The sequence below is a fragment of the Caulobacter sp. GW821-FHT10A10 genome (assembly GCF_059415745.1).
The window spans coordinates 167,628-189,457 of the sequence record NZ_JBWKNV010000005.1 but is presented as its reverse complement, the minus strand read 5'-3'; the positions used below and the strand labels follow the sequence as shown (position 1 = coordinate 189,457).

Annotated in this window: 13 protein-coding genes and 2 tRNA genes; 6 read left to right on the top strand and 9 right to left on the bottom strand. The window is 67.4% G+C overall.

Annotated elements, in window-relative coordinates:
- Positions 1 to 128: 128 nt before the first annotated feature.
- A complete protein-coding gene (locus AC07NS_RS15180; protein ID WP_494604506.1) occupies positions 129 to 1,892 on the bottom strand; it encodes a response regulator in 1,764 nt (587 codons plus the stop codon).
- A gap of 272 nt (positions 1,893 to 2,164) precedes the next feature.
- Between AC07NS_RS15180 and AC07NS_RS15175 the strand changes: the two genes are divergently transcribed.
- Entirely contained in the window at positions 2,165 to 5,059 is a 2,895-nt protein-coding gene (locus AC07NS_RS15175) for a long-chain-fatty-acid--CoA ligase (protein WP_494604504.1), read from the top strand.
- A 184-nt stretch (positions 5,060 to 5,243) separates the two neighbouring features.
- A complete protein-coding gene (locus AC07NS_RS15170) occupies positions 5,244 to 6,734 on the top strand; it encodes an FAD-dependent oxidoreductase (protein WP_494604502.1) in 1,491 nt (496 codons plus the stop codon).
- A 33-nt stretch (positions 6,735 to 6,767) separates the two neighbouring features.
- Here AC07NS_RS15170 and AC07NS_RS15165 read toward each other — a convergent pair whose 3' ends face one another.
- The 3 genes from AC07NS_RS15165 to AC07NS_RS15155 form a co-directional block, all read right to left on the bottom strand.
- Positions 6,768 to 7,712, bottom strand: a complete 945-nt coding sequence (locus AC07NS_RS15165; protein WP_494604500.1) for a hypothetical protein — start codon at positions 7,710 to 7,712, stop codon at positions 6,768 to 6,770.
- 12 nt (positions 7,713 to 7,724) lie between these two features.
- Positions 7,725 to 8,918 (bottom strand): GAF domain-containing sensor histidine kinase, encoded by a 1,194-nt coding sequence (locus AC07NS_RS15160; RefSeq protein WP_494604498.1) that lies wholly within the window; start codon positions 8,916 to 8,918, stop codon positions 7,725 to 7,727.
- Between the two features lie 310 nt (positions 8,919 to 9,228).
- Positions 9,229 to 10,413, bottom strand: a complete 1,185-nt coding sequence (locus AC07NS_RS15155; RefSeq protein ID WP_494604496.1) for an acetyltransferase domain-containing protein — start codon at positions 10,411 to 10,413, stop codon at positions 9,229 to 9,231.
- A gap of 51 nt (positions 10,414 to 10,464) precedes the next feature.
- Between AC07NS_RS15155 and AC07NS_RS15150 the strand changes: the two genes are divergently transcribed.
- On the top strand, positions 10,465 to 12,510 hold the full coding sequence (locus AC07NS_RS15150) for a TonB-dependent siderophore receptor (protein ID WP_494604494.1): 2,046 nt from the start codon (positions 10,465 to 10,467) through the stop codon (positions 12,508 to 12,510).
- Positions 12,511 to 12,680: 170 nt separating this feature from the next.
- On the opposite strand, the gene AC07NS_RS15145 is transcribed toward AC07NS_RS15150, so the two are convergent.
- Positions 12,681 to 13,580, bottom strand: coding sequence for an MBL fold metallo-hydrolase (locus AC07NS_RS15145; protein ID WP_494604492.1), 900 nt, complete (start codon positions 13,578 to 13,580; stop codon positions 12,681 to 12,683).
- A gap of 66 nt (positions 13,581 to 13,646) precedes the next feature.
- Here AC07NS_RS15145 and AC07NS_RS15140 point away from each other — a divergent pair, with 66 nt between their 5' ends.
- The gene (locus AC07NS_RS15140; RefSeq protein ID WP_110121857.1) at positions 13,647 to 13,799 is read left to right on the top strand and encodes a hypothetical protein; all 153 of its coding nucleotides are present in this window, start codon (positions 13,647 to 13,649) and stop codon (positions 13,797 to 13,799) included.
- Between the two features lie 10 nt (positions 13,800 to 13,809).
- Here the strand turns inward: AC07NS_RS15140 and AC07NS_RS15135 are convergent, their stop codons facing one another.
- Entirely contained in the window at positions 13,810 to 14,220 is a 411-nt protein-coding gene (locus AC07NS_RS15135; protein ID WP_494604490.1) for a TIGR01244 family sulfur transferase, read from the bottom strand.
- 87 nt (positions 14,221 to 14,307) lie between these two features.
- Positions 14,308 to 14,832: a hypothetical protein gene (locus AC07NS_RS15130; protein WP_494604488.1), complete on the bottom strand. Its 525-nt coding sequence runs from the start codon at positions 14,830 to 14,832 to the stop codon at positions 14,308 to 14,310.
- A gap of 468 nt (positions 14,833 to 15,300) precedes the next feature.
- On the opposite strand from AC07NS_RS15130, the gene AC07NS_RS15125 reads away from it, so the two are divergent.
- Positions 15,301 to 18,123, top strand: coding sequence for a TonB-dependent receptor plug domain-containing protein (locus AC07NS_RS15125; protein ID WP_494604486.1), 2,823 nt, complete (start codon positions 15,301 to 15,303; stop codon positions 18,121 to 18,123).
- Positions 18,124 to 19,262: 1,139 nt separating this feature from the next.
- On the opposite strand, the gene sppA is transcribed toward AC07NS_RS15125, so the two are convergent.
- Both sppA and AC07NS_RS15115 read right to left on the bottom strand, forming a co-directional pair.
- Complete coding sequence (gene sppA / locus AC07NS_RS15120; protein ID WP_494604484.1) at positions 19,263 to 21,044, bottom strand: signal peptide peptidase SppA; 1,782 nt, start codon at positions 21,042 to 21,044, stop codon at positions 19,263 to 19,265.
- Between the two features lie 166 nt (positions 21,045 to 21,210).
- Positions 21,211 to 21,287, bottom strand: a tRNA-Pro gene (locus AC07NS_RS15115).
- Between the two features lie 185 nt (positions 21,288 to 21,472).
- Here AC07NS_RS15115 and AC07NS_RS15110 point away from each other — a divergent pair.
- Positions 21,473 to 21,546: transfer RNA gene (locus tag AC07NS_RS15110), tRNA-Gln, on the top strand.
- Positions 21,547 to 21,830: the final 284 nt, after the last annotated feature.

Genomic DNA, 21,830 nt, shown 5'->3' with positions numbered 1-21,830 from the left:
AGGGGTCTCTCAGACCTCAAAGCCGCGACAGCTGTCAGACCGGGTGAGGCCTTTCAGTTCTGAGAGACCCCTCATCCGACGGCCTTCGGCCGCCACCTTCTCCCGCAAGGGGAGAGGGACCCTCAACACTACCCCACCGCCGCTTGCGGCGGCGGCGTCCGGTCCAGGGTCGCGACGATGGCCGCGATCAGGTCCATGGGCTTGACCGGCTTGCCCAGGTGCTCGTCGAAGCCCAGCTTCAGGAACCGCTCGCGGTCGCCGGTCATGGCCGAGGCGGTCAGGGCGATCACCGGGGTGTCGGCCGGGCCGGCCGCGCCGGAGCGGATTTCCGACAGGGCGGTGACCCCGTCCATCACCGGCATGTTGATGTCCATCAGCACGCAGTCGAAGCGCGAAGCGCGCAGGGCGTCCAGGGCCTGGCGGCCGTCCTCGACCACCGTCAGATCGACGCCGGCGGCCTCCAGCATCAGCCGCACGACCATCTGGTTCATCGGATTATCCTCGGCCATCAGCACGCGCGGGACGATCTCGCCGTCCTCGTTGGCGATCTCGGGCGCGGCGGCGGGCAGGGGCGGCGGCGCCGGCTGGGGCGCGCGGATCATGAACAGGAACCGCGCCCCGCGCTGGGCGGGCTCCAGGCTGAGGTCGCCGCCCATCCGGCGGGCCAGGGCCCGGGCGATGGTCAGGCCCAGCCCCATGCCGCCATGGGCGCGGGAAACGGTCTCGTCCACCTGGGTGAAGCTCTCGAAGATCTTCTCGGCATAGGCCGGATCGATGCCCGGCCCGGTGTCGGTGATCCGCACGGCGATGGTCTCCAGCCCGTCCGGCGCGTCGCCCTGGCTCGAAACCTCGATCGTCACCCCGCCCAGGCGCGTGAACTTCAGGGCGTTCGACATCAGCCCGCCCAGCACCTGGCGGACCCGCGCCGCGTCGGCGTGCAGGCGCTGCGGCGTCGAAGGATCGATACGCACGTCCACCGTCAGGCCGCGGGCCATGGCCATGTCGGTCCAGGCGTCGGCCACGGCGTGGACCAGGTCGTGGAGGTCGAAGTCGCAGGGCGTCAGCTCGGTCTCGCCGGCGTCGAGGCGGGCGATGTCGAGCACGTCGGTCAGAAGCTGCATCAGGCTGTCGCCCGATTGCAGCATGAGGTCGACATAGTCGCGCTGGCGCTCGTCGAGATCGGTGCCCTTCAGGGCGTGGGCCAGGCCCAGCAGGCCGTTCATCGGCGTGCGCATCTCGTGGCTCATGGTCGCCACGAACACCGACTTGACCTGCGAGGCGGCCAGGGCGCGCTCCTTCTCCTGCCGCAGGCCGCGGGTCAGGGCGTCCATCCGGCGGGCCGCCGCACGGTTCAAGAGCATGGCGTTGATCGTCGTCGCCACCACCATGACCAGCGCCCATTTGTTGGTCGGATGGCCCACCCCGTGCGGCGCGTTCAGGAAGAACGGGAAGATCACCAGGCTGGCCAGCGGCGGCGCGGCGGTGATCACCAGCAGGCTCAGCGGCTGGTGGCGGAAGTTCTGGGTGAAGATGATGCCGCCCACGCACACCCCGAGGGCGGCGATGCGCAGGTCGGCGTCGGGGAACAGCCACAGCGAGACGGCCAGCCAGGTCCACACCACGTTGATCGGGATCGAGGCCAGCACGAAGGCCGCGCGCAGCCGGTCGGTGGTCGGCATGCCGGGCTTGAAGCGGCGGGTCACCGTCCAGGCCAGGGTCTCGCAGGCGGTGAGGGCGGTGAACCAGACCACGGCCATGACCGGCCCCAGGGCCGCGCCGACCACCACGGCGACCACGGCCGCCGAGACGATGCGCACGCTCATCAGGCGGTGGGTGTCCGCCGCCACCTCGTCCAGTCGTTCGTCTGCGCCTAGCGCGTCGAGCCATCTCAAGGCTTGCGCTCCCGTTTCTTACGCGGGTCAAAACACTCGACGCTGAAGCTAGCCGCAAAACGACGTTCTGGGAGTGAACGGGCGGTGCGGCCGATCAGCGCGGCCGTGTAGGAAGGTTCCAACTCTACACTTGCGTGCAGGTGGGCGCAAAGCGGGCTCGCCGGCCGGGGGAACCCAAGGTTCGCTCAGGGCGCGCCATGCGTTGCGCGGGGCGGCGACGGCCGCTAGCCTCTCCTGAACAACGATAAGCAGGACGCGGGAGAGCGGTTTCGATGCAAGGTTTGATGCAGCATGGCGCTCTGACGCTCGACAAGATCATCGACCACGCCGCCCAGTGGCACGGCGGCCGCGAGGTGGTCACCCGGTCGGTCGAAGGGCCCATCATCCGCACGACCTACGCCGAGATCCACAACCGCGCCAAGCGGGTGTCGAACCTGCTGCTGTCGCTGGGGATCAGGCCCGGCGACCGGGTCGGCACGCTGGCCTGGAACACCGCCCGCCATATCGAGACCTGGTACGGGATCATGGGCGTCGGCGCGGTGTGCCACACCCTTAACCCGCGCCTCTTCCCCGAGCAGATCGCCTGGATCGCCGACCACGGCGGCGACAAGCTCATCTTTACGGATCTGACCTTCCTGCCGATCATCGCCGGGATCATCCCGCGCCTGCCCAATGTCGAGCACGTGGTGGTGTTCACCGACCGCGACCACATGCCGGCCGACTTCCGCCTGGCGGGCGATGCCCCGCACTTCAAGGGCCTGCTCTGCTACGAGGACCTGGTCGCCGAGCAGTCGGCCGACTGCGTCTGGGGCGGGTTCGACGAGGGCACGGCCGCCGGCCTCTGCTACACCTCGGGCACGACGGGCGACCCCAAGGGGGTGATGTACTCGCACCGCTCGAACTTCCTGCACACCTTCATCACCATGCAGCCCGACGTCATGGGCCTGTCGCAGCGTGACGTGATCCTGCCGGTGGTGCCCATGTTCCACGCCAACGCCTGGGGCGTGGCCTTCTCGGCCCCGGCCACCGGCGCCAAGATCGTCATGCCGGGCGCGCGCATGGACGGCGCGGCGATCCATGAACTGCTCGAGACCGAGGGCGTCACCTTCTCGGCCGCCGTGCCCACCGTCTGGCAGATGCTGCTGCAGCACCTGGAAAGCACGGGCGGCACGATCTCGACCCTGAAGAAGGTGGTGATCGGCGGCGCGGCCTGTCCGGAAAGCATCATCCGCGCCTTCCACGAGAAGTACGGCGTCGAGGTGGTCCACGCCTGGGGCATGACCGAGACCTCGCCGGTCGGCACGCTGTCGACCATGACCGACCAGCTGGAAAAGCTGCCCTACGACCAGCAGATGCCCTATCGCCTCAAGCAGGGCCGTCCGCCGATGGGCGTCGAGCTGAAGCTGACCGACGACGACGGCAATGCGCTGCCGCACGACGGCAAGGCCTTCGGCCACCTGAAGATCCGCGGCCCGATCATCGCCGCCGAATACTTCCGGGGCGCCGGCGGCAAGATCCTCGACGCCGACGGCTTCTTCGACACCGGCGACGTGGCGACCATCGACGAGATGGGCTTCATGCAGATCACCGACCGCGCCAAGGACGTCGTCAAGTCCGGCGGCGAATGGATCAGCACGATCGAGATCGAGAACATCGCCGTCGGCCATCCCAAGGCCGCGCTCGCCGCCGTGATCGGCGTGCCGCACCCCAAGTGGGACGAGCGGCCGATCCTGCTGGTCAAGCTGAAGGAGGGCGAGACCGCCACCAAGGAAGAGTTCCTCGACTTCCTGCAGGGCAAGATCGCCAAGTGGTGGATGCCCGACGACGTGGTGTTCGTCGACGAGATCCCGCTGGGGGCCACCGGCAAGATCGACAAGAAGGTCATCCGCCAGCGGATGAAGGACTACGTCCTGCCGACCATCGCCGCCGCTTCGGCCGGAACCGCCACCCTGGCCGCCGCCGACGGCGCCGGCGCGCCGGTGCTCTACGCGCCGGATCCGGTGGAGACGCCGGAAGACGTCGCCGAACCCGAAGCCGTGGCGCTCGCCCAGCCGGCTCACGAGCCCGAGGTCGTCGCCGCCCGCATCCTGGCCTCCGAGGCCGCCCAGGAAGACGTCGCGACCGAACCGGTCAGCGCCGAAGCCCTGGCCGCCTCGCTGCCCGATCCCGAGCCGACCCCGGTCGCCCAGGTCGTTGAAGCCGCGCCGGAAGACATCTTCCCGCACGAGCCCCTGGTCGAGCCCGAGGCCAAGCCGCTGGAGCCGACGCCCGAGACGGCCTTCGACGCTCCGCCGGTGTTCGTGGCCGAAGAGGCGCCGCTGGCCATGCCCATCCAGCCCTCCAAGAGCCGCAAGGCGAAAGCTGCGAAAGCCGCCAAGGCGCCGGCGGGCGGGAAGGGCGGCTGGGCCTCGCCGATCCTGATCGGGGCGGTGGTCATCGCCCTGATCCCGGCCGCGCTGATCGTGGTCGGCGCGCTGGGCGCGCGCTTCGGACTGCTCGACAAGGCGATCGCCTATGACCTGCTGACCCGGGATCTGGCGCCGCTGGTCGCCTGGCTGAGCCTCGGCACGGGGGCGCTGGGCGTCGTCGTGGCGATGATCGGCGGCATCCAGCGTCACTGGAAGCGGGCGCTGCTGGCCCTGGCCATCACCATCGCCACCCTGGGCGTGCTGTTCCTGGCCACAGGCGTCGGCGGCCGCGCCGCCCCCGTCGGCGACGTCGCCACCGACTGGAAGGCCCCGCTGGGCTTCTCCGAGGCGGTAACGGCCGCGCGTGGCGAGGCCGCCGCTCCGGTGCTCGACGATCCCAGCCTGCCGGTCGGCTCCGAACTGTTCGCCGGCCGCCGCGTCGCCGAGGTCAACGCCGAGACCTGTCCCGCCGCCAAGACCCTGGTGCTCGACCGCACCCCGGCCGACGCCTACGAGGCCGCCAAGGCCGCCGTCCAGGCCAAGGGCCTCAAGCTGGTCACCGACGATCCCAACGACGGCCGCATCGAGGCCGCCGGGCAAAGCTTCTGGTACCGCATGAAGGACGACCTCGTCGTCCGCGTCCGTCCCGACAGCGCCGGCGCCCGCGTCGACGTCCGCTCGATCGCCCGCGACGCCGGCGGCGACCTCGGCCGCAACTGCGGCCGCGTGACCAGCGTGCTGAAGGCGATCAAGGGCTGATTTCTCTCCCTTCCCCCTCGATGGGGGAAGGGCCGGGGATGGGGGTGATGCGACGGTTCAGCCGCCGACACCGCTGGCCACCCCCACCCAACCCTCCCCCATCAAGGGGGAGGGCTTGTGACTATTTATACAACCAGTAGGAGCAATTCAGCGCATTCTGCCTGGAAGCGATTGGGAGGCTTCCATGATCTTGGACGGCAGGGACATCGGCGACGGCGGCGTCATTTCCACCCAGGTGTGCATCGTCGGCTCAGGGCCGGCGGGGATCACCGCGGCCCTGCTGCTGCAGAAGGCCGGCTACAAGGTCGTGCTGATCGAGGGCGGCCGCAACCCGGGCTACTACCAGGAAAGCTGGGCCGAGAAGAACCTGCTCTACGCCGGCCAGGCCGAGGGGCTGTTCACGACCAACGAGCCGGACTTCCTGATCCAGCCCTATGCCGGCCAGTCGGCCCGCGGCTGGGAGCGTGAGCGCGTCTACGGCGGCACCTCCACCCACTGGGGCGGCCAGACCCGGCCGCTGGATCCGATCACCTTCGAGGCCCGGCCGGGCTTTCCGGGCTGGCCGATCACCTATGAAGACCTCGTCCCCTACTACGCCCAGGCGGCGAAGCTCTGCGTGCTCCACGGCGACGACTTCAGCGCCGACTATTGGGCAGGCGTGCTGAGCGCCGAGGTCCCCGACATCGCCGGCTTTGACACCGAGATGTACCAGTTCATGGGCGGGGCCTACACGAACTTCGCCACCCGCACCTTCGATGGCGTCACGGCCGCCGAGATCATCGACGAGATCATCGTCAACGCCTCCCTGCTGGAAATCCAGCACGCCGGCGGCGTCGTGCAGGGCCTGCGGGTCGCGTCGCTGGACACCAGCTTTCCGCCGGCCAAGGCGACTGAGTTCACGATCACGGCCGATGCCTACGTGCTGGCCTGCGGCGCGGTCGAGAACGCCCGCCAGCTCCTGCTGTCGGAAGCCGGCAACGACCAGGTCGGCCGCTACTTCCAGTGCCATCCGCTCAGCGGCGGCTCGGCCCTCAGCGTCAGCGGAAACTTCATCAGCCCGGCCGCGATGCGCCTGATCAAGGGCCAGACCCCGACCGGCAGCTGGAGCGATGCGAACGGCGTCACCGTTCAGGGCCGGTTCTCGCCCAGCGCCGACATCCAGCGCCAGTACGGCATCGGCAGCTGCTGGTTCCGCCCCTACACCTCCTCGTACTATTTCGAGATGCGGCCCAACGAGGAGAGCCGGATCACCCTGGCCGACACGGTCGATCCGGTGTTCGGCCAGCCGCAGACCAGGATCCGCTGGGAGGTGGGGCCCGGCGACCAGCACACCTACGAGACCTCAACGCTGCTGTTCCAGGAGGCGATCGGCGCGCTCGGCGGCCAGTTCTACTATCCGTCATGGGAAGATCTGAAGAGCCAGCTGATCGTCAACGGCCACCATATCGGCACGACGCGGATGGCGGCCGACCCGGCCAAGGGCGCGGTCGACGCCGACCTTCGGGTGCACGGGCTCGACAACCTCTATGTCGCCGGCTCGTCGGTGTTCCCGCAGGGCGGCATCTCCAACCCGACCCTGACGATCGTGGCCCTGTCGGTCCGTCTTGCCGAGCACCTGGGCGAGCGCCTGGGACGAGCCAGCCCGCTGCGGACCGCCGAGCTGGAGGACGCCTGAGCAGGGGGGGGGGCGATGTCAAAAATGTGGAAATTATTTCTCCATCACCCCTGTGTTGGTATCGGTGTCATGGTTGTCTATGTGGGTTCTTGCGGGTTTGGTTTCTAATGATTTATTCAATATCGATGCAAGTAGATCTCTCTCGTCCTCGGCGCTGAGTATTGGATTTGATCCGCTGTGGACTAAATTATCCCTCATATTCTTTAATTTTATAAGTTTCGTCCTTTCTTCTGAGCTTTTTGGCATTTTATCTATCCAGCGTCTTATATTTTTATTTCCTCCGGCTACGATTTCTAATGCTGTCCATAAATCAAGGTATCTGAACGATGGTTCAAGTGTTTGCCCTGATCTTCCAATTAGGGACATGGCGAGATGAAAATTATCCCTTAGATTGTTGTTTCCCGATATCGCTTCTTGCACCTTTGCCAGGTGTTCGCTGGTAAAAGGCGGTTCCTCAATTGCTGGTCTTGAGGTCATAACTACCGGTGAAAATGTGCTTATGTTTCTTTCTTTAAAATTAATTAAAAAATCTATCTGTTTATGGTGTGCGTATCCAATTCCGCAAGATGTATATATCACTCCTAATGTTGTGGTGATTGCGTAGTCTGCATTGTAAGTGTTTGTGCTGCCTTTCTCCATATTGAATGGGCTTAGAATGGCTAGGTTTGTGCCGGGGTGGAGTTCTTTTTCGTTGCCATTCGATAAGAGTGTTGGTTGGTCGTTTATGTAGTGAACTGATAGGGAAAAATCTGGAAATTTGTTTCCTGGCTCTAGCGTTATTGTATGAACCAGTACGGGGTTGGAGCTCAATTTTTGAGCTAACTTGATGGCCGCTCTAAGCAGAGAATCTGCAGGCCAAATTTTTGAAGCCGAAGTAAAAATGGATATTTTCGCCGCATTAAATTCATCAAGCCATTGGGCCGGTATCAATTCAAACCAGTCTGAAATTCTTTCATGGTCGCTTTCATCGCTCGGCATGTGAAATATCTTTCAAATTTGTAGGGTCACCGTGAACACCGAGCCCTCGCCAGGCCGGCTCTCCACCGTGATCTCGCCGCCCATCTGGCGGGCCAGGCGGCGGGAGATGGCCAGGCCAAGACCCGTGCCGCCGAACTGCTGGGCCGTGCCGGCAACCTGCTCGAAGCGCTCGAAGATGCGGTCCAGCTGGTCGGCGGGGATGCCGACGCCGGTGTCGCCGACCGCCAGGTCCAGGGCGCCGTCGCGCGCCGCCACCCGCAGCGAGACCTCGCCGGCGTCGGTGAACTTCAGGGCGTTGCCCAGCAGATTGACCAGGATCTGGCGCAGGCGGGCGGCGTCGCCGCGCACCGGGGGCAGGCCGGAGCCGATTTCCAAGGTCAGGGCCACGCCCTTGTCCTGGGCCCGTTCGACGAACAGCTCGACGGCCGAGCGCGCGACCGTCTCGATGTCGATCGGCGCGTCGGCGAGGTCGCTCGCCCCGGCCTCCAGGCGGGCCAGGTCCAGCACGTCGTTGACGATGGTCAGCAGTTTTTCGCCCGCGCCCTTGGCCTTGGTCGCCAGCATCCGCTCCTTGTCGGGCAGGTTGGGCGAGGCGGCCAGCAGGCCGTTGAAGCCGATCACGCTGGTCAGGGGCGTGCGCAGCTCGTGGGTCATGTTGGCCAGGAACTCGCTCTTGGCCTCGGTCGCCGCCTGGGCCTGGCGGGTCAGCAGTTCGCTGCGCGCGGCCAGCAGCCGCAGGTCCATCTCGGTGACGACGATCTGGGCCAGGGCCTCCAGCCGGCGCTTCTCCTCGGCCGACAGCGGCGGGCGCGCCTTGCGATCGATCAGGCACAGGGCGCCCAGGCGATGGCCGCTGGGCAGGCGCAGCGGCGCGCCGGCGTAGAAGCGGATGTTCGGATCGTTGGTGACGAAGGGATTGTCGTGGAAGCGCTCGTCGTGCTCGGGATCGAGCACCTCGGTCACCTCGTCCGACTGGATCGTGTAGTGGCAGAAGGCGTCCTCGCGCGGCGTGCCGCCGGGCTCCATCCCGACGATCGATTTGATCCACTGCCGGTCGGCGTCGATCAGGGTGATGGCCGCGATCGGCATGTCGAACAGCTCGGCCGCCAGGGCCGTGATGCGGTCGAAGGCGGCCTCCGGCGGGGTGTCGACCAGGCCGTATTCGTGCAGCGCCGCGAGGCGGGCGGTCTCGTCGCTGGTGAACATGAACTCTTACGCTGACCGCCTCGGCGCGGGAGGAACGCCGCGGGGATATTTCGCCTACGGGGCGAGGGTCTGTCGAGGGGGAGGGGGCATTTGCGACCCTCTCTCTTAGAGAGAGGGAGGGGCCCGCCGCGAAGCGGTGGGAGGGTGAGAGGTTTCACCGCCAGCCAGGGGAACCTCGGGGCGTTCCGACAGGCTTCATGGGTGGCAATGCTCGCATCCGAACCGCCGCGCCTCATCTGGTGAGAGTGTAACCTCTCACCCTCCCACGCCTTCGGCGTGGGCCCCTCCCTCTCTCAAAGAGAGAGGGTCTCTACAGATACTTCATCCACGGCTGCCGGCTGGCCCGTTTCACCGGACCGAACCAGCGGCAGGCCCACCAGCATGGGATCGCCACGACCCCCGCCGTCAGCCAGATCGCCCAGACGCCCGGCAGGCTCCAGACCTCGCCCTGGTTCGGCCCCAGCGTCGCGACCGCCGCCAGCTGCAGCAGGTGCAGGCCGTAGAGATGGATCAGGTAGAAGAACAGCGGCGCGCTTCCCAGCACCGCCAGGGGGGCGAGCAGCCGGGGCGGGATCTTCTCCAGCCCCGCCAGCAGCAGCGCCCCGATCCCCAGGGTCAGCAGCAGGAAGTCGGCCGAGGGCGGGTACTTGGTGACGTTCAGCCAGCTCATCGCCGTGCGCAGGGCGTCGGGGCCGTGGACCCACGGCGTCTCGCCGTAGCCGTTCAGATTGCGCAGCAGCAGGAGCAGGGTCAGCGATCCCACACCTGTCAGCAGCAGGCGGTTCCTGCGGTCGCGCCAGCTCGCGACGAACCACGGGCCGATCGCGTAGCCCAGGGCCGCCACGCCGATCCACGGCAGTAGAGGGTACGAGGTCCGCGCCCGCGCGCCCCACGGCAGGTCGATGAAGCCCCGGTCGTGCAGGATCGCCCACAGCGCATGGCCAGGCTGGCCCGGCGCGATGCCGATCGGATCGAGCAGGTTGTGGCCCAGCACGACCGCCAGACCCACCGCGGCGATCGCCGCGCGCGGCAGAGGCGCCAGCGCCGCCAGGGCGATCATCGACAGGCCGATCGCCCAGATCACCTGCAGGTAATAGGTCTTCGGCGTCAGGTCGAAGGTCCAGGCGAAGCTGACGAAGGTCAGTTCGAGGAACACCAGGAACAGGCCGCGCTTGAACAGGAAGCCGCTGGCCGTCCGCGCCGCCGCGAGCGGATCCTCGCCACCCGCCTTGCGGCCATAGAGCCAGGCGGCTAGGCCGGTCAGCGCCACGAACACCGGCGCGCACAGGTGAGCGCAAAGGCGGGTGAAGAACAGCGAGGGCTGCGTCGCCTGCACGTCCATCGGGTCGGAGACCTGGGCGTGGATGAAGAAGAACTCCCGCACGTGGTCGACCATCATCAGCAGCATGACCAGGCCCCGCAGGGCGTCGATGGCGACGATCCGGCCTGCGCCTGGGGGAGCGGAAGAGGCGGGGGAGGGGGCGGTTGACAGCATCGTGTCTGCGGCATAGCTGATATGTAATAACATTACAAATGGAGTTGCATCTTGCCCCTGTCGTGGAGCTGCGTCAGCGCGTGCCTGCTGTCCCTGTCGGCCGCCGAGCCCGCTATCGAGCCGCCGGACGCCGAACCCCACGCCGTGGGCGAGATCGTCATTCTGGGCCGGCGCGGCGCGGCCCGCGACGCCACCCTGGGCGCGGGCGAGATCACCCAAGCCACCTCGCCCTCCAGCCGCTCGGTCGAGCGCGACCTGCTCGACGCCGTCGGCGCGGGCCGCCTGGCCGACGCGCTTGAGCTGACCAGCGGCGTTTCCCAGCAGAACAATCGCGGCGGCTTCCTCGACAACTTCGCCATCCGCGGCTTCCTGGGCACGCCCGACGGCGGGGCCGAATATTATGTCGACGGCTTCCTGGCCAATCGCGGCCTGGCGCCGCCCCGCGATCCGGCCACGGCCGAGCGGGTCGAGATCCTCAAAGGGCCGGCCGGCGCCCTGTTCGGCGACATCGATCCGGCCGGCCGCGTCAACATCGTCTCCAAGACCCCGCAGTTCACGATGGGCGGCAGCGTGGCCGCCACCGTCGGCTCCTACGGCCTGCGCCGGGCCGAGCTCGACCTCACCGGCCCGCTCTCCGACACCCTGGCCGCCCGCCTGGTCGTCGCCGACGAGCACAGCGACGGCTGGCGCGACCATGTCGACCTGCATCGCCGCGCCATCGCCCCGTCCCTGACCTGGCGGCCGACCGACGCCCTGCGCCTGACCTATGTGGGAGAGTTCACCGTCTTCGACGCGCCGTTCGATCGCGGCGTGCCGGCCGTGAACGGCGTCGCCCTGGCCATCCCGCGCTCGCGCTTCTTCGGCGAGCCGGGCGACGGCACGACCCGCTTCCGCAACGCGCGCCATCAGGTCACCGGCGAATATGAGCTCTCGCCCGACTGGCGTCTGACGGCGGGGGCCGCCTACCGCACCGGCGACATGAAGGGCTTCTCCAGCGACCAGTCGCGGCTGGTCGGCCGCGAGCTGTGGCGCCAGCGCCGCCAGCGCGACTACAGCGTCGAGGACCTGTCGGGCCGGATCGAACTCGACGGCCGCCTCGGCGCCCATCACCTGAACATCGGCGTGAAGGGCTACACCCTCGACTATCGCGAGGGCCTGCTGCGCCGAAACCCCAGCGCCGCCGCGCCCTACGCCATCTCGATCGACGCGCCGGTCTACGGCGGCACGGCCCTGTCGCTGGCGCCCTTTACCGACAACCGCGAGACCCGGCGCGTGGCCACCTTCTACGCCCAGGACCTGTGGCAGGTGTCCGACCGCCTGGGCCTGTTCGGCGGCATCCGCGTCGACGGCTATCGCCACACCATCCGCAACAACCGCACCGGCGCGGTGGGGCGGGGCGAGGGCTCACCGGTCGACTACCGCTTCGGGGCTCGCTACCGCCTGACCGACGCCCTGACCGCCCACGCCAGCTATGGCCGCTCGTTCCTGCTCAATTCCGGCACGGGTCGCACCGGCGAGGGCTTCGCGCCCGAGAAGGGCAGGGGCTGGGAGCTGGGCCTCGCCGGCGCCTGGCCGGGCGTGGATCTGGCGGTCTCGGTCTTCGACATCGAAAAGCGCAACATCCTGGCCAACGACCCGGTGGACGCCAGCTTCCTGGCCCCGGTCGGCAAGCTGACCAGCCGCGGCGTCGAGCTGGACGGCTCCTTCGAGGTCAGCGCCGCCTGGCGCGTGGTGGTCAACTATAGCTGGACCGACGCGGCCGCCGCCGACGTCGCCTTCGCCACCGACGCGGTGTTGAACGTGCCCGAGCACTCCGGCGGCGCCTTCGCCGTCGGGCGGTTCGACAAGTGGTCGCTGACGGTGGGCGCCTCATACGTCGGCGACCGGGCCGGGGCGCTGGACGGCTCGGGCCTGATCCTGCCGTCCTACTGGAAGGCCAAGGCGGCGGTGGAATACGCGATCACGCCCAAGCTGGACGCCCGGCTCGAGGTCGACAACCTGCTGGACGAACACTACGCCCAGAGCTCCTACAGCCCCGTCTGGATCTTCCCCGGCGCGCCCCGGATGCTGCGGGCGACGGTGCGGGCGCGGTTGTAGTTCTCCTCTTCGCCCATCTTCCTTTCTCTGCCTTCCTGGGCCTCGTGCCCAGGACCCATCGTTCAGCCGCTCAGACCTCTATCGACGGTCCAGGTCTGAGCCGTCGCCGGCATGGGCCCTCGCCACAAGGGCGAGGGAGGCAGGAAAAAGCGGAGGAAGGAGCGACGGCGCTACCCCGCCAACCGATACTCACTCTCCAGCCCCGGTTCTCCCTCGCACACGACCCGCCCCTCGCGCACCAGCTGGATCAGGTGCGCCAGCATCGACAGCGCCGCTGCCGGGTGCAGCCTCGGGTCCACCGCGGCGTAGAGCACCGGCACCATCTGCCGGATCCGCGCCGGGCCGTTCGCCAGCGCGCCCAGCACCTGCGCCTCCCGCGCCCGGCGGTGGTCGACATAGGCCGCAAGGAACGGCGCGACCTCGCGCACCGGCGAGCCGTGGGTCGGCCACAGGGTCTCGAACCCACGCGCCTGGATCTTGGCCAGGCTGGCGAAATAGTCGCCCATGTCGCCGTCGGGCGGGGTGATCACCGTCGTCGACCAGCCCATCACGTGGTCGCCGCTGAACAGGGCGTTCTCTTCCTTCAGCGAAAAGCAGACATGGTTTGAGGTATGGCCCGGCGTGGTGATCGCCTCCAGCGTCCAGCCGGGGCCTTCGAAGACGTCGCCGTCGGCGATCTCGATGTCGGGCCGGAAGTGGCCGTCGTCCTCGGCGTCGAGCTTGACGCCGGTCTCCTCGGACACCGGCGCGGCCGGCGCCGGCCTGCCCCAGATCCGCGCGCCGGTCCGCGCCGCCAGCGGGCCGGCGAGGGGAGAGTGGTCGGCGTGGTGGTGGGTCACCAGGATGTGGCTGACGGTCTCGCCCTCGATCGCCGCCAGCAGGGCGTCCAAATGGGCGGGAATGTCCGGACCCGGGTCGATCACCGCCACCTTCCCGCGACCGACGATATAGGTCCCGGTGCCGGTGTAGGTGAACGGCCCCGGATTGTCGGCGATCACCCGCCGGATCAGCGGCGAGACCTGATCGCAGCGGCCGTACTCGAACTCGATCTCTCGGACGAAGGGGATCATCGCGACCCATCCTGAGCGGCGCCGGTCTTGCGCTTAACGAACCGTAAACCCTGTGGAGTACGGATCATGGCGGCCGACGCGGCGATTTTTGTCTCAAAACGGCTCCAGCGCGCGTGCTTCGCCGTGCTGTGTCTCATTGCGGCGCAGTTCGTGCTGGCCTCGTGCGAGCCCGAACCCAGCCCCATGGCCGCCCGCGTCACCACGCTGGGCGGCTACTGAGGCCCTCGACTTAGTGCGGCAGCACGCCGGAGAGGTCGTAGCCGGCCTCATAGCCCTGCCGCACCAAGGTTTCCCGATCGGCCGCGCCCGACAGCACCTGGCCGATCGACCAGGTGACGATCGAGCGGGTGCCCGAACGACAGAAGGCCAGGACCGGACCGTCGGCGGCCTCGACGGCCTCGCGCACCGCGTCCACCTGCTCCTGGGTTGGCCCGCCGCGCACCGGCGCGTGCAGATAGGAAAGACCCGCGGCCTTGGCCGCTTCCTCGATCTCGGCGCTGGTCGGCTGGCTGGGATCCTCGCCGTCCGGACGGTTGTTGACGATCAGGACGAAGCCCTCGGCCTTGGCCCGGGCCACGTCCTCGACGGCGATCTGGGGGCTGACCGACAGGCTGTCGGTGACGCGGCGGAAATCGGTCATGGGCGCAGAAGCCTCTGAAGGGAACGTCTCGAACCCCTCAGATGCGCGGCGCGCGCGCCTTGGGCAAGCCCCTCTGGTCGATCCGACCTAGTCCACCCGTCGCGCGCGGATGGCCGTCTGGCCGTCGATGTTCAGGAAGTAGCTGCCCATCGTGGCCTTGCGGATGGCGATCTTCGAGCCGGCCTTGGGCGCGCGGCGCACCGGATCGCGGCCGACCTGGTCCCACTTGGCGCCGTCCTCCAGCACGATCGTCCAACCGCCGGTCCCGTTCTGCCAGGCCTGCTTGGCCACGCCTTCGATGCGGTCCAGGCCCTCGACCTTGTCACCCTTGCCGCCGAACAGGTCGAGCTTGGGCAGGTTGAAGCCGAAGGCCTCGCGCTTGACGCTCTCCACCTTCTGCCGGTCCAGCACCACGATCTCGCCGGAGGCGTCGGCGGCCGCGAGCTCGGCCGCGGCCTTGTCGTAGCAGGCCAGACGCGCGGCGGCTTCGGGGATCGCCCGGCAGGCCGTCACCGCGCCCAAAGCTCCAGGTTGAGCGGGGCCCGGCGCGGCGAGCGCGGCAGGCGCCGAGGCGAGGACGAGAAGCGCGAGCGGCAGGCGGATGAGTCGCATGAAGAAGATCCGACGTGGGTTGGCGGCCGCGGGCCGGCGCGGCGAGCGTGGCGCGGAAGACACGCGGTGGAAATGTGTCCGAAAGGTGGCCGATCCGGCTTCCGCCGAGGAAACATCGCCCCGCCTTTTCGTGTGGCGCGACAACATATTTCGATATTACCGATATTTCAAAGTGGAGAGATTTACCGCTCTGGCGTCCTGTCGTGGGCGTATACCGCAAGCTTGAGTGTGTCGCGTGGCCCGAAAGCGCGGCGATCTGCCGCCAAGGCGACAATGGTGTGTTCAATTTGCGACAGAAAGGATGCTTCACGTTACATAACGGTAATCGGAATTGACCGCTCCGAGCGGGCGCTCCTAACGTCCCCTCCAACCGGGCTGAGGGCAGCCTGGGATTGCAAGACATGGGCGACGGACCGGCGACATCGCCAGGCCCAGCCCGTTCTCGGAGGGATTCCATTGAAGATTCAGATGACGCGTAAGCGCCTGCTGACGACGACCATCATCAGCGGCCTCGCGATCGCCGCCGCCAGCGCCGGTGTGGCGTCGGCTCAAACCGCGCCCGAAAGCGACTCGACCGAAATCGAAGCCGTCGTCGTCACCGGTTCGCGCATCGCCCGCCAGGACTACGTGGCCAACAGCCCGATCTCGACGGTGACGTCGGAAGCCATCCAGGCCGCCGGTTCGACCACCACCGAAGACGTGCTGAACCGCCTGCCGCAGGTGATGCCGGGCCTGACCGCCGCTTCGAACAACCCGTCGGACGGCACGGCCACCGTCGACCTGCGTGGCGTGGGGGCGTCGCGCACTCTGGTGCTGGTCAACGGCCACCGCATGAACCCGTCGACGCGTTCGAACACCGTCGACCTCAACAACATCCCGACGGCGCTGATCGACAAGGTCGAAATCGTCACCGGCGGCGCCTCGGCCGTGTACGGTTCGGACGCTCTGTCGGGCGTCGTGAATTTCCAGCTGAAGAAGGACTTCGAAGGCGTCGAAGTCGGCAGCCAGTACGGCATCAGCGAAATCGGCGACGGCAAGACCACCAACACCTACTTCCTGATCGGCGCCAACACGCCGGACGGCAAGGGTAACGTCACCGCCTACGCCAACTACTACAGCCGCGACAAGATCCTGCCGAACAACGACCGTCCGTGGTCGCTGGTCTCCAACGCCGGCGGTTCGGGCACGGGCGTGACCGGCGCGGCCAACGCGATCGGCACCAACCCCTTCGGCGGTTCGACCTCGAGCCCGCTGAACGTGCGCTACGCCTTCAACCCCGATGGTTCGCCGCGTCCGTTCGTGAACACCCTGGCCGGCGACCGCTACAACTTCTCGCCGGTCAACAACCTGCTGTCGCCGGGCGAGCGCTTCAACATCACCGCCCTGGGCAACTACGAGATCACCGAATGGCTGACCGCCTCGGCTGAACTCTTCTACGCCGACAGCCGCAACTCGGCCCAGCTGGCGCCGACCCCGGCCACCGGCATCCAGGTGCCGTACAACAACGCGTTCGTCTCGCCGGGCCTGGCCACGCTGCTGGCCACCCGTCCGAACCCGACCGCCGCGATCTTCGTCGATCGCCGTATGGCCGAAGTCGGTCCCCGCGTCGAAACCCGCGACTCGGATCTCTACCAGATCAACCTCGGCCTGAAGGCCGACCTGGGTTCGGGCTGGACCGGTGAAGCCTTCTACAGCTTCGGCCGCACCGAGTTCCGCGTCGGCGTGCAGAACGACGTCTCGCGTTCGAAGGTCGCCGCGGCGATCGCTTCGGGCGCCGGCGCCAGCACCACCAGCTGCTCGACCGCCTCGCTGGCCCTGTTCCCGACCTGCGCCCCGCTGAACCTGTTCGGCGCCGGCAACATCTCGTCGGCCGCGGCCAACTTCATCCGCCTGAACTTCTCCGACCTGACCGTGTTCGAACGCAACGTCGGTTCGGTCTACGCCACCGGCCCGCTGTTCAAGCTGCCGGCCGGCGACTTCTCGGTCGCCGTCGGCGCCGAATGGCGTGAAGACACCCTGTCGTTCACCCCGGACGCCGCCAAGAACTCGGGCGACATCTTCGGCTTCAACGCCGAAAAGGCCGTCGGCGGCGGCTCGAGCGTCGGCGAACTCTACGTCGAAGCCGTGGTTCCGCTGGTCGCCGACGTGACCGGCGCCAACTACCTGGGCCTGGAACTGGGCGGCCGCTATTCCGACTACTCGTCGGTCGGCAGCGTCTACAGCTACAAGGTCGGTGTCGAGTACAAGCCGATCCACGACGTCAAGCTGCGGGCCATGTTCCAGAAGGCCAGCCGCGCCCCGTCGGTGTTCGAACTGTACCAGTCGGGCGACCAAGGCTTCCCGGCCGTGCTCGACCCCTGCACCACCGTGAACCCGGGCACGGGCGCCGCGCGCACCCTGACCGCTTCGGTCCGCGCCTTCTGTACCGCTCAGCTGGGCTATGATCCGGTCGCCGGCAACTTCGTCGCCCAGAACACCCAGACGGAGTCGTTCTTCTACGGCAACCCGAGCCTGGCCGAAGAAAAGTCGGAAACCATCACCGCTGGCGTGGTGTGGCAGCCGAGCTTCGTTTCGGGCCTGAGCCTGACCGTCGACTACTACGACATCAAGATCGACGACTACATCGGCACCATCCGCGGCGGCGTCTCGGGCATCGTCTCGGCCTGCTTCGCCTCGGGCAGCCTGACCTCGTCGGCCTGCTTCGACTCGGGCATCAACCTGCCGCTGATCTATCGCGACGCGGCCGGCAACCTGAAGGCCCGCGCGCCGCTCGGCAACGTGTCGGCTCTGCAGACCAAGGGCGTCGACGTGGCCGTCTCGTACGGCTGGAACGTGCCGTGGGCCGGCGGCGTCTGGGGCGACAAGCTCCAGTTCGACCTGAGCACCACCTATCTCGACAGCTATGAGCTGGACGGCATCGACTACAAGGGCACCATCGGCGCCTACAACATCTCGGCCTCGCTGCCGGAATGGAAGGCCAGCCTGCGCGTCGGTTACGACATCGGCCCGGTCCGCCTGGCCTATACCGGCACCTACATCGGCGAGATGGACAACCAGGGCAACATCCCCGAGTTCGAGGATGGCGGCTACACGACGGTCGACGCCTACTGGTACCACGACGTCAGCGCTCGCTGGAACGTCAACGACAACGTCGAGATCTTCGGCGGCGTCCGCAACCTCGGTGACAAGAAGCCGCCGGTGTTCGACAACGCTCCGGACGGCAACACCGACCCGAACACCTACGACATCCTGGGTCGTTCGTACTTCGTGGGCGCCAAGCTGCGCTTCTAAGCAGCCTGGCGTTCACCCCGGCGGTCCTCGGACCGCCGGGACCGACGACATCGACGGCGGGTCCCCCGGGACCCGCCGTTTTTGTTTGTCCGCTCCCGTGAAACGGGGGAGGGGGACCGCGAAGCGGTGGAGGGGGCGAAACTGGGCGCTGTGCCTCACCGTTCTCTCTCCCGTAAAATCCCCGCGAAAGGCTTTTCGCTATCCCTCTCCCCTTGCGGGAGAGGGTGGCCTGCGAAGCAGGTCGGGTGAGGGGTCTCTCAGAACTGAAAGCCGCGTGCAGCGGTCAGGCCGGGCGCGATGTTGGATGTTTGAGAGACCCCTCATCCGACGGCTTCGCCGCCACCTTCTCCCGCAAGGGGAGAAGGATCGGGTGATACGCACGCTGCTCACACGGCGTAACCGGAAAAGAGTCTAACCAACTCAACGCCCTGCAACTTTATAACCCCAACTTATCCCCGGGGTCTCAAACCGCCCCCATAATCATCCCCATCCCAGCCATGGGGAGGGCTCTTGGTACCGGCCCGAGTTAGCGGCTGTGGATCGCATCGAGCGGGGCCGCTTGGGGCGTCATGGGAAGGGCGGGTTTGCAGGAGCGCTCAGAAGGCGTGATTGGGCCGCCAAGCCGTTCCGTGACGAAACTTGCGGGTCGACAGGGCCGGGATCGTTTCAAACCGGCCTAACAGGATCAGCCGAGGCCGCCGCCGGATCACCGCGGGGCTATTGGTCCTGCCCGTCCGAGGGACAACCGGGTCCAGGGTTGAAAAAGCACCCGCGCCCCCGGTCCTTCGAGCCTACGGTGCGGCGGAGCGGTCAGACGAAGCCGAAACGCAAACAAACCATACGGTCTCCGGGCTCCGCCCGGCCGCTCCGCGCCTCCCCATCAACTTTCGTGAGTTTTCACGGGAGATCGCCTCTCCGTGCCCTCTCCCCTTGCGGGAGAGGGTGGCCTGCGAAGCAGGTCGGGTGAGGGGTCTCTCAGAACTCAACACCGCGTGCGGCGGTCAGGCCGGACGAGGCGTCCAATGTCAGCGCGACCCCTCATCCGACGGCTTCGCCGCCACCTTCTCCCGCAGGGGGAGAAGGACAAAAGGCCGCTCCTTTCGGAGCGGCCTTCGTCAGTTCGTCAAAGCCTGGAGGCTTCAGTGGATCGGCGTATCGGCCAGCACGCTGGCGCCCTCGGCTCGCAGGCGGGTCTTGGCCATCTCGTCGAGGATCGCCTGGGAGCGCGGGTCGCCCAGGATCCAGGCCGCGGCGGCCACGGTGCGCATCGAGGCCGAGCTGACGCCCAGGGCGCGTTCCAGGGCGTCGAACGGCGACTTGGGACCGCCCACCTTCTTGAGACGCACCTCGCCCTTCAGGCCGGCCAGGGCCTTGGCCTTCTCGACGGCGTCGTAGAAGCCGCCCAGCTCGTCCACCAGGCCCAGTTCCTTGGCCTGGGCGCCGGTCCAGACGCGGCCCTTGGCGATCTCGCGCACGCGCTCCTGGGGCAGCTTGCGGCCCTCGGCGACGCGGGCGATGAAGCCGTCGTAGATATGGTCCATCCAGGCCGAGAAGCGGGCCTTCTGGTCGGCCGTGAAGCCCTCGCTGGTGCCGAAGGCGCCGGCGTAGTCGCCGCCCACCGTCACCTGGCGGGTGTCGACGCCGAAGCGCGACAGGGCCTCGCCCAGGGCGAACTTGCCGCCGAACACCCCGATCGAGCCCGTCAGGGTCGAGGGCTGGGCGACGATCGACGAGGCCTGGCTGCTGATCCAGTAGCCGCCCGAGGCCGCGTAGGTGCCCATGCTGACCACCACGGGCTTTCCGGCCGCCTTGGCGGCCCTGACGGCCGCCAGGATCTGCTCCGAGGCCGTGTCCGAGCCGCCGGGCGAGGAGACGCGGAAGACGATCGCCTTGACGTCCTTGTCGTCGATGGCGTCGTAGATCGCCTTGGAGGCCTCGTCCGAATAGATCGTGCTGTCGCCGCCGAACGGCGAGGACTGGGCGGTCGAGCCGGTGACGATCGGACCCTCGGCGCCGATCACGGCGATGGCCGGGCCGGTCTTGGCCGCGTCCTTCTTGGAGCGCGAAGCGTAGTCGTCGAACTCGATCAGCTTGCCGCCCTTGCCGGCGCGGGTCAGCATCGCGTCCTGGGCTTCCTTGACCTGGCCGACCTTGTCGATCAGCCCGAGCCCTTGCGCCTGCTGGGCGCTGTAGGGGCCGGCCTGGATCGCCTTGATCAGGCGCGCCGGGTCCAGCTTGCGGTCCTGGGCGGCGGCGGTGAGGGCGGTGGAGTAGACCGAGCCCATCCACGACAGGGTCGCTTCCCGGTGCGCCGGCGTGAAGTCGTCGTGCAGGTAGGGATTGACCGCGTTCTTGTATTCATAGCGCTGCTGGAAGTCGGCCTTGACGCCGTATTTGTCGAACAGGCGCTTGTAGAACATCGTCTCGCTGGACAGGCCCACGGCCTGCAGCGAGCTGTCGGGCTGCATCCAGAACTCGCTGGCGGCCGCGCCCAGGCGGTAGGTCGAGGTCGACATGCCCGAGGGATAGAGGCCCTGGCTGTGGGCGAAGATCGGCTTCTTGCCAACGCTGCGGAAGTGCTTGAAGGCTTGGGCCAGCTCGTCGGCCGAGGCCGGGGCGATGCCGCCCTCGGGCAGGCGCACCAGCACGCCCTTAACCTTGTCGTCGGTCTCGGCGCGGCGCAGCACCTCGATGACGTTCATCACCGACCGGCCGCCGCCGCCGCCGAAGGCCGCGAACGGGTTCTGCGAGTCCTGGTCGGACAGGCCGCCGCGCAGGTCCAGCTGCACCACCGACTGCGAGGGGACGGGAGCGGGGCGGGCGGCGCCGGCCGCCAGGACGATCAGGATGAAGGGGACGCCGACGAGAAAGAGCACCAGTCCGACGAAGACGCCGGCCACGGTCATGAGAAATTGCTTCATCGGGTTCCCGTCGAGAAATCCAGGGGCGAAATCCAGAGCGCGACGGCGACCATCGCGCGCGAGCACAAGCTAACGACTGTCGCGACGCGGTCAAATGAACAGCGTGCAACCTGCGTCGTCTTGCGACGACTTCATTCAAATGGGGGGATTTTCTCGGGAGAGAAGATGGTCGGAGTGGCAGGATTTGAACCTGCGACCCCTGCGTCCCGAACGCAGTGCTCTACCAGACTGAGCCACACTCCGACTTCCCTGCCGGGCTGGCCGCGTGGCCGCGCTCGACTTGGGAGGCGGCTTATAGGAGGCGGTGCGGAGAGTCGCAAGCGCGAAAATGGACCCAAAAAAAGAATTTGGAGGGCGTTGCCACCGTCCGAATCCTGAGCTATCTCCACCGCCTCGCCGCGGCCCCCTGGGTCGGCAGCCGTTCCTGCTGGGGAATGGTGTAATGGTAACACTGCGGTTTTTGGTACCGTCATTCTAGGTTCGAGTCCTAGTTCCCCAGCCACTTCCCCTTCTTTCTTCCCAATCTCGGTAGAAAACGCCTCCCAGCGAAGCGCCAAGCCGTTTGGCGTGATCTGTGCGCCTGTCGGTCAGTGCACGGACGCCTCGCGCGTAGGCCGCGCCGAATCTCCGAACATCAATTCCACGCCGATCTATGTGCAGTGCGACGTGATTCTGGCTGGTTTTCGCGCCCGCGAGATGGTTGCCTTGCGTAAACTGCACTTGAGCGTGTGCGCATGCGAAGCCGGATATGGTTCCGCAGAACGGTGCTCCTCATTGTTTCCACGA

Coding starts and splice junctions, on each gene's coding strand:
- AC07NS_RS15175 (WP_494604504.1), top strand. CDS start 2,165: ATGCAAGGTTTGATGCAGCATGGCGCTCTGACGCTCGACAAGATCATC.
- AC07NS_RS15170 (WP_494604502.1), top strand. CDS start 5,244: ATGATCTTGGACGGCAGGGACATCGGCGACGGCGGCGTCATTTCCACC.
- AC07NS_RS15165 (WP_494604500.1), bottom strand. CDS start 7,712: ATGCCGAGCGATGAAAGCGACCATGAAAGAATTTCAGACTGGTTTGAA.
- AC07NS_RS15160 (WP_494604498.1), bottom strand. CDS start 8,918: ATGTTCACCAGCGACGAGACCGCCCGCCTCGCGGCGCTGCACGAATAC.
- AC07NS_RS15155 (WP_494604496.1), bottom strand. CDS start 10,413: ATGCTGTCAACCGCCCCCTCCCCCGCCTCTTCCGCTCCCCCAGGCGCA.
- AC07NS_RS15145 (WP_494604492.1), bottom strand. CDS start 13,580: ATGATCCCCTTCGTCCGAGAGATCGAGTTCGAGTACGGCCGCTGCGAT.
- AC07NS_RS15140 (WP_110121857.1), top strand. CDS start 13,647: ATGGCGGCCGACGCGGCGATTTTTGTCTCAAAACGGCTCCAGCGCGCG.
- AC07NS_RS15135 (WP_494604490.1), bottom strand. CDS start 14,220: ATGACCGATTTCCGCCGCGTCACCGACAGCCTGTCGGTCAGCCCCCAG.
- AC07NS_RS15130 (WP_494604488.1), bottom strand. CDS start 14,832: ATGCGACTCATCCGCCTGCCGCTCGCGCTTCTCGTCCTCGCCTCGGCG.
- AC07NS_RS15125 (WP_494604486.1), top strand. CDS start 15,301: ATGACGCGTAAGCGCCTGCTGACGACGACCATCATCAGCGGCCTCGCG.
- sppA (WP_494604484.1), bottom strand. CDS start 21,044: ATGAAGCAATTTCTCATGACCGTGGCCGGCGTCTTCGTCGGACTGGTG.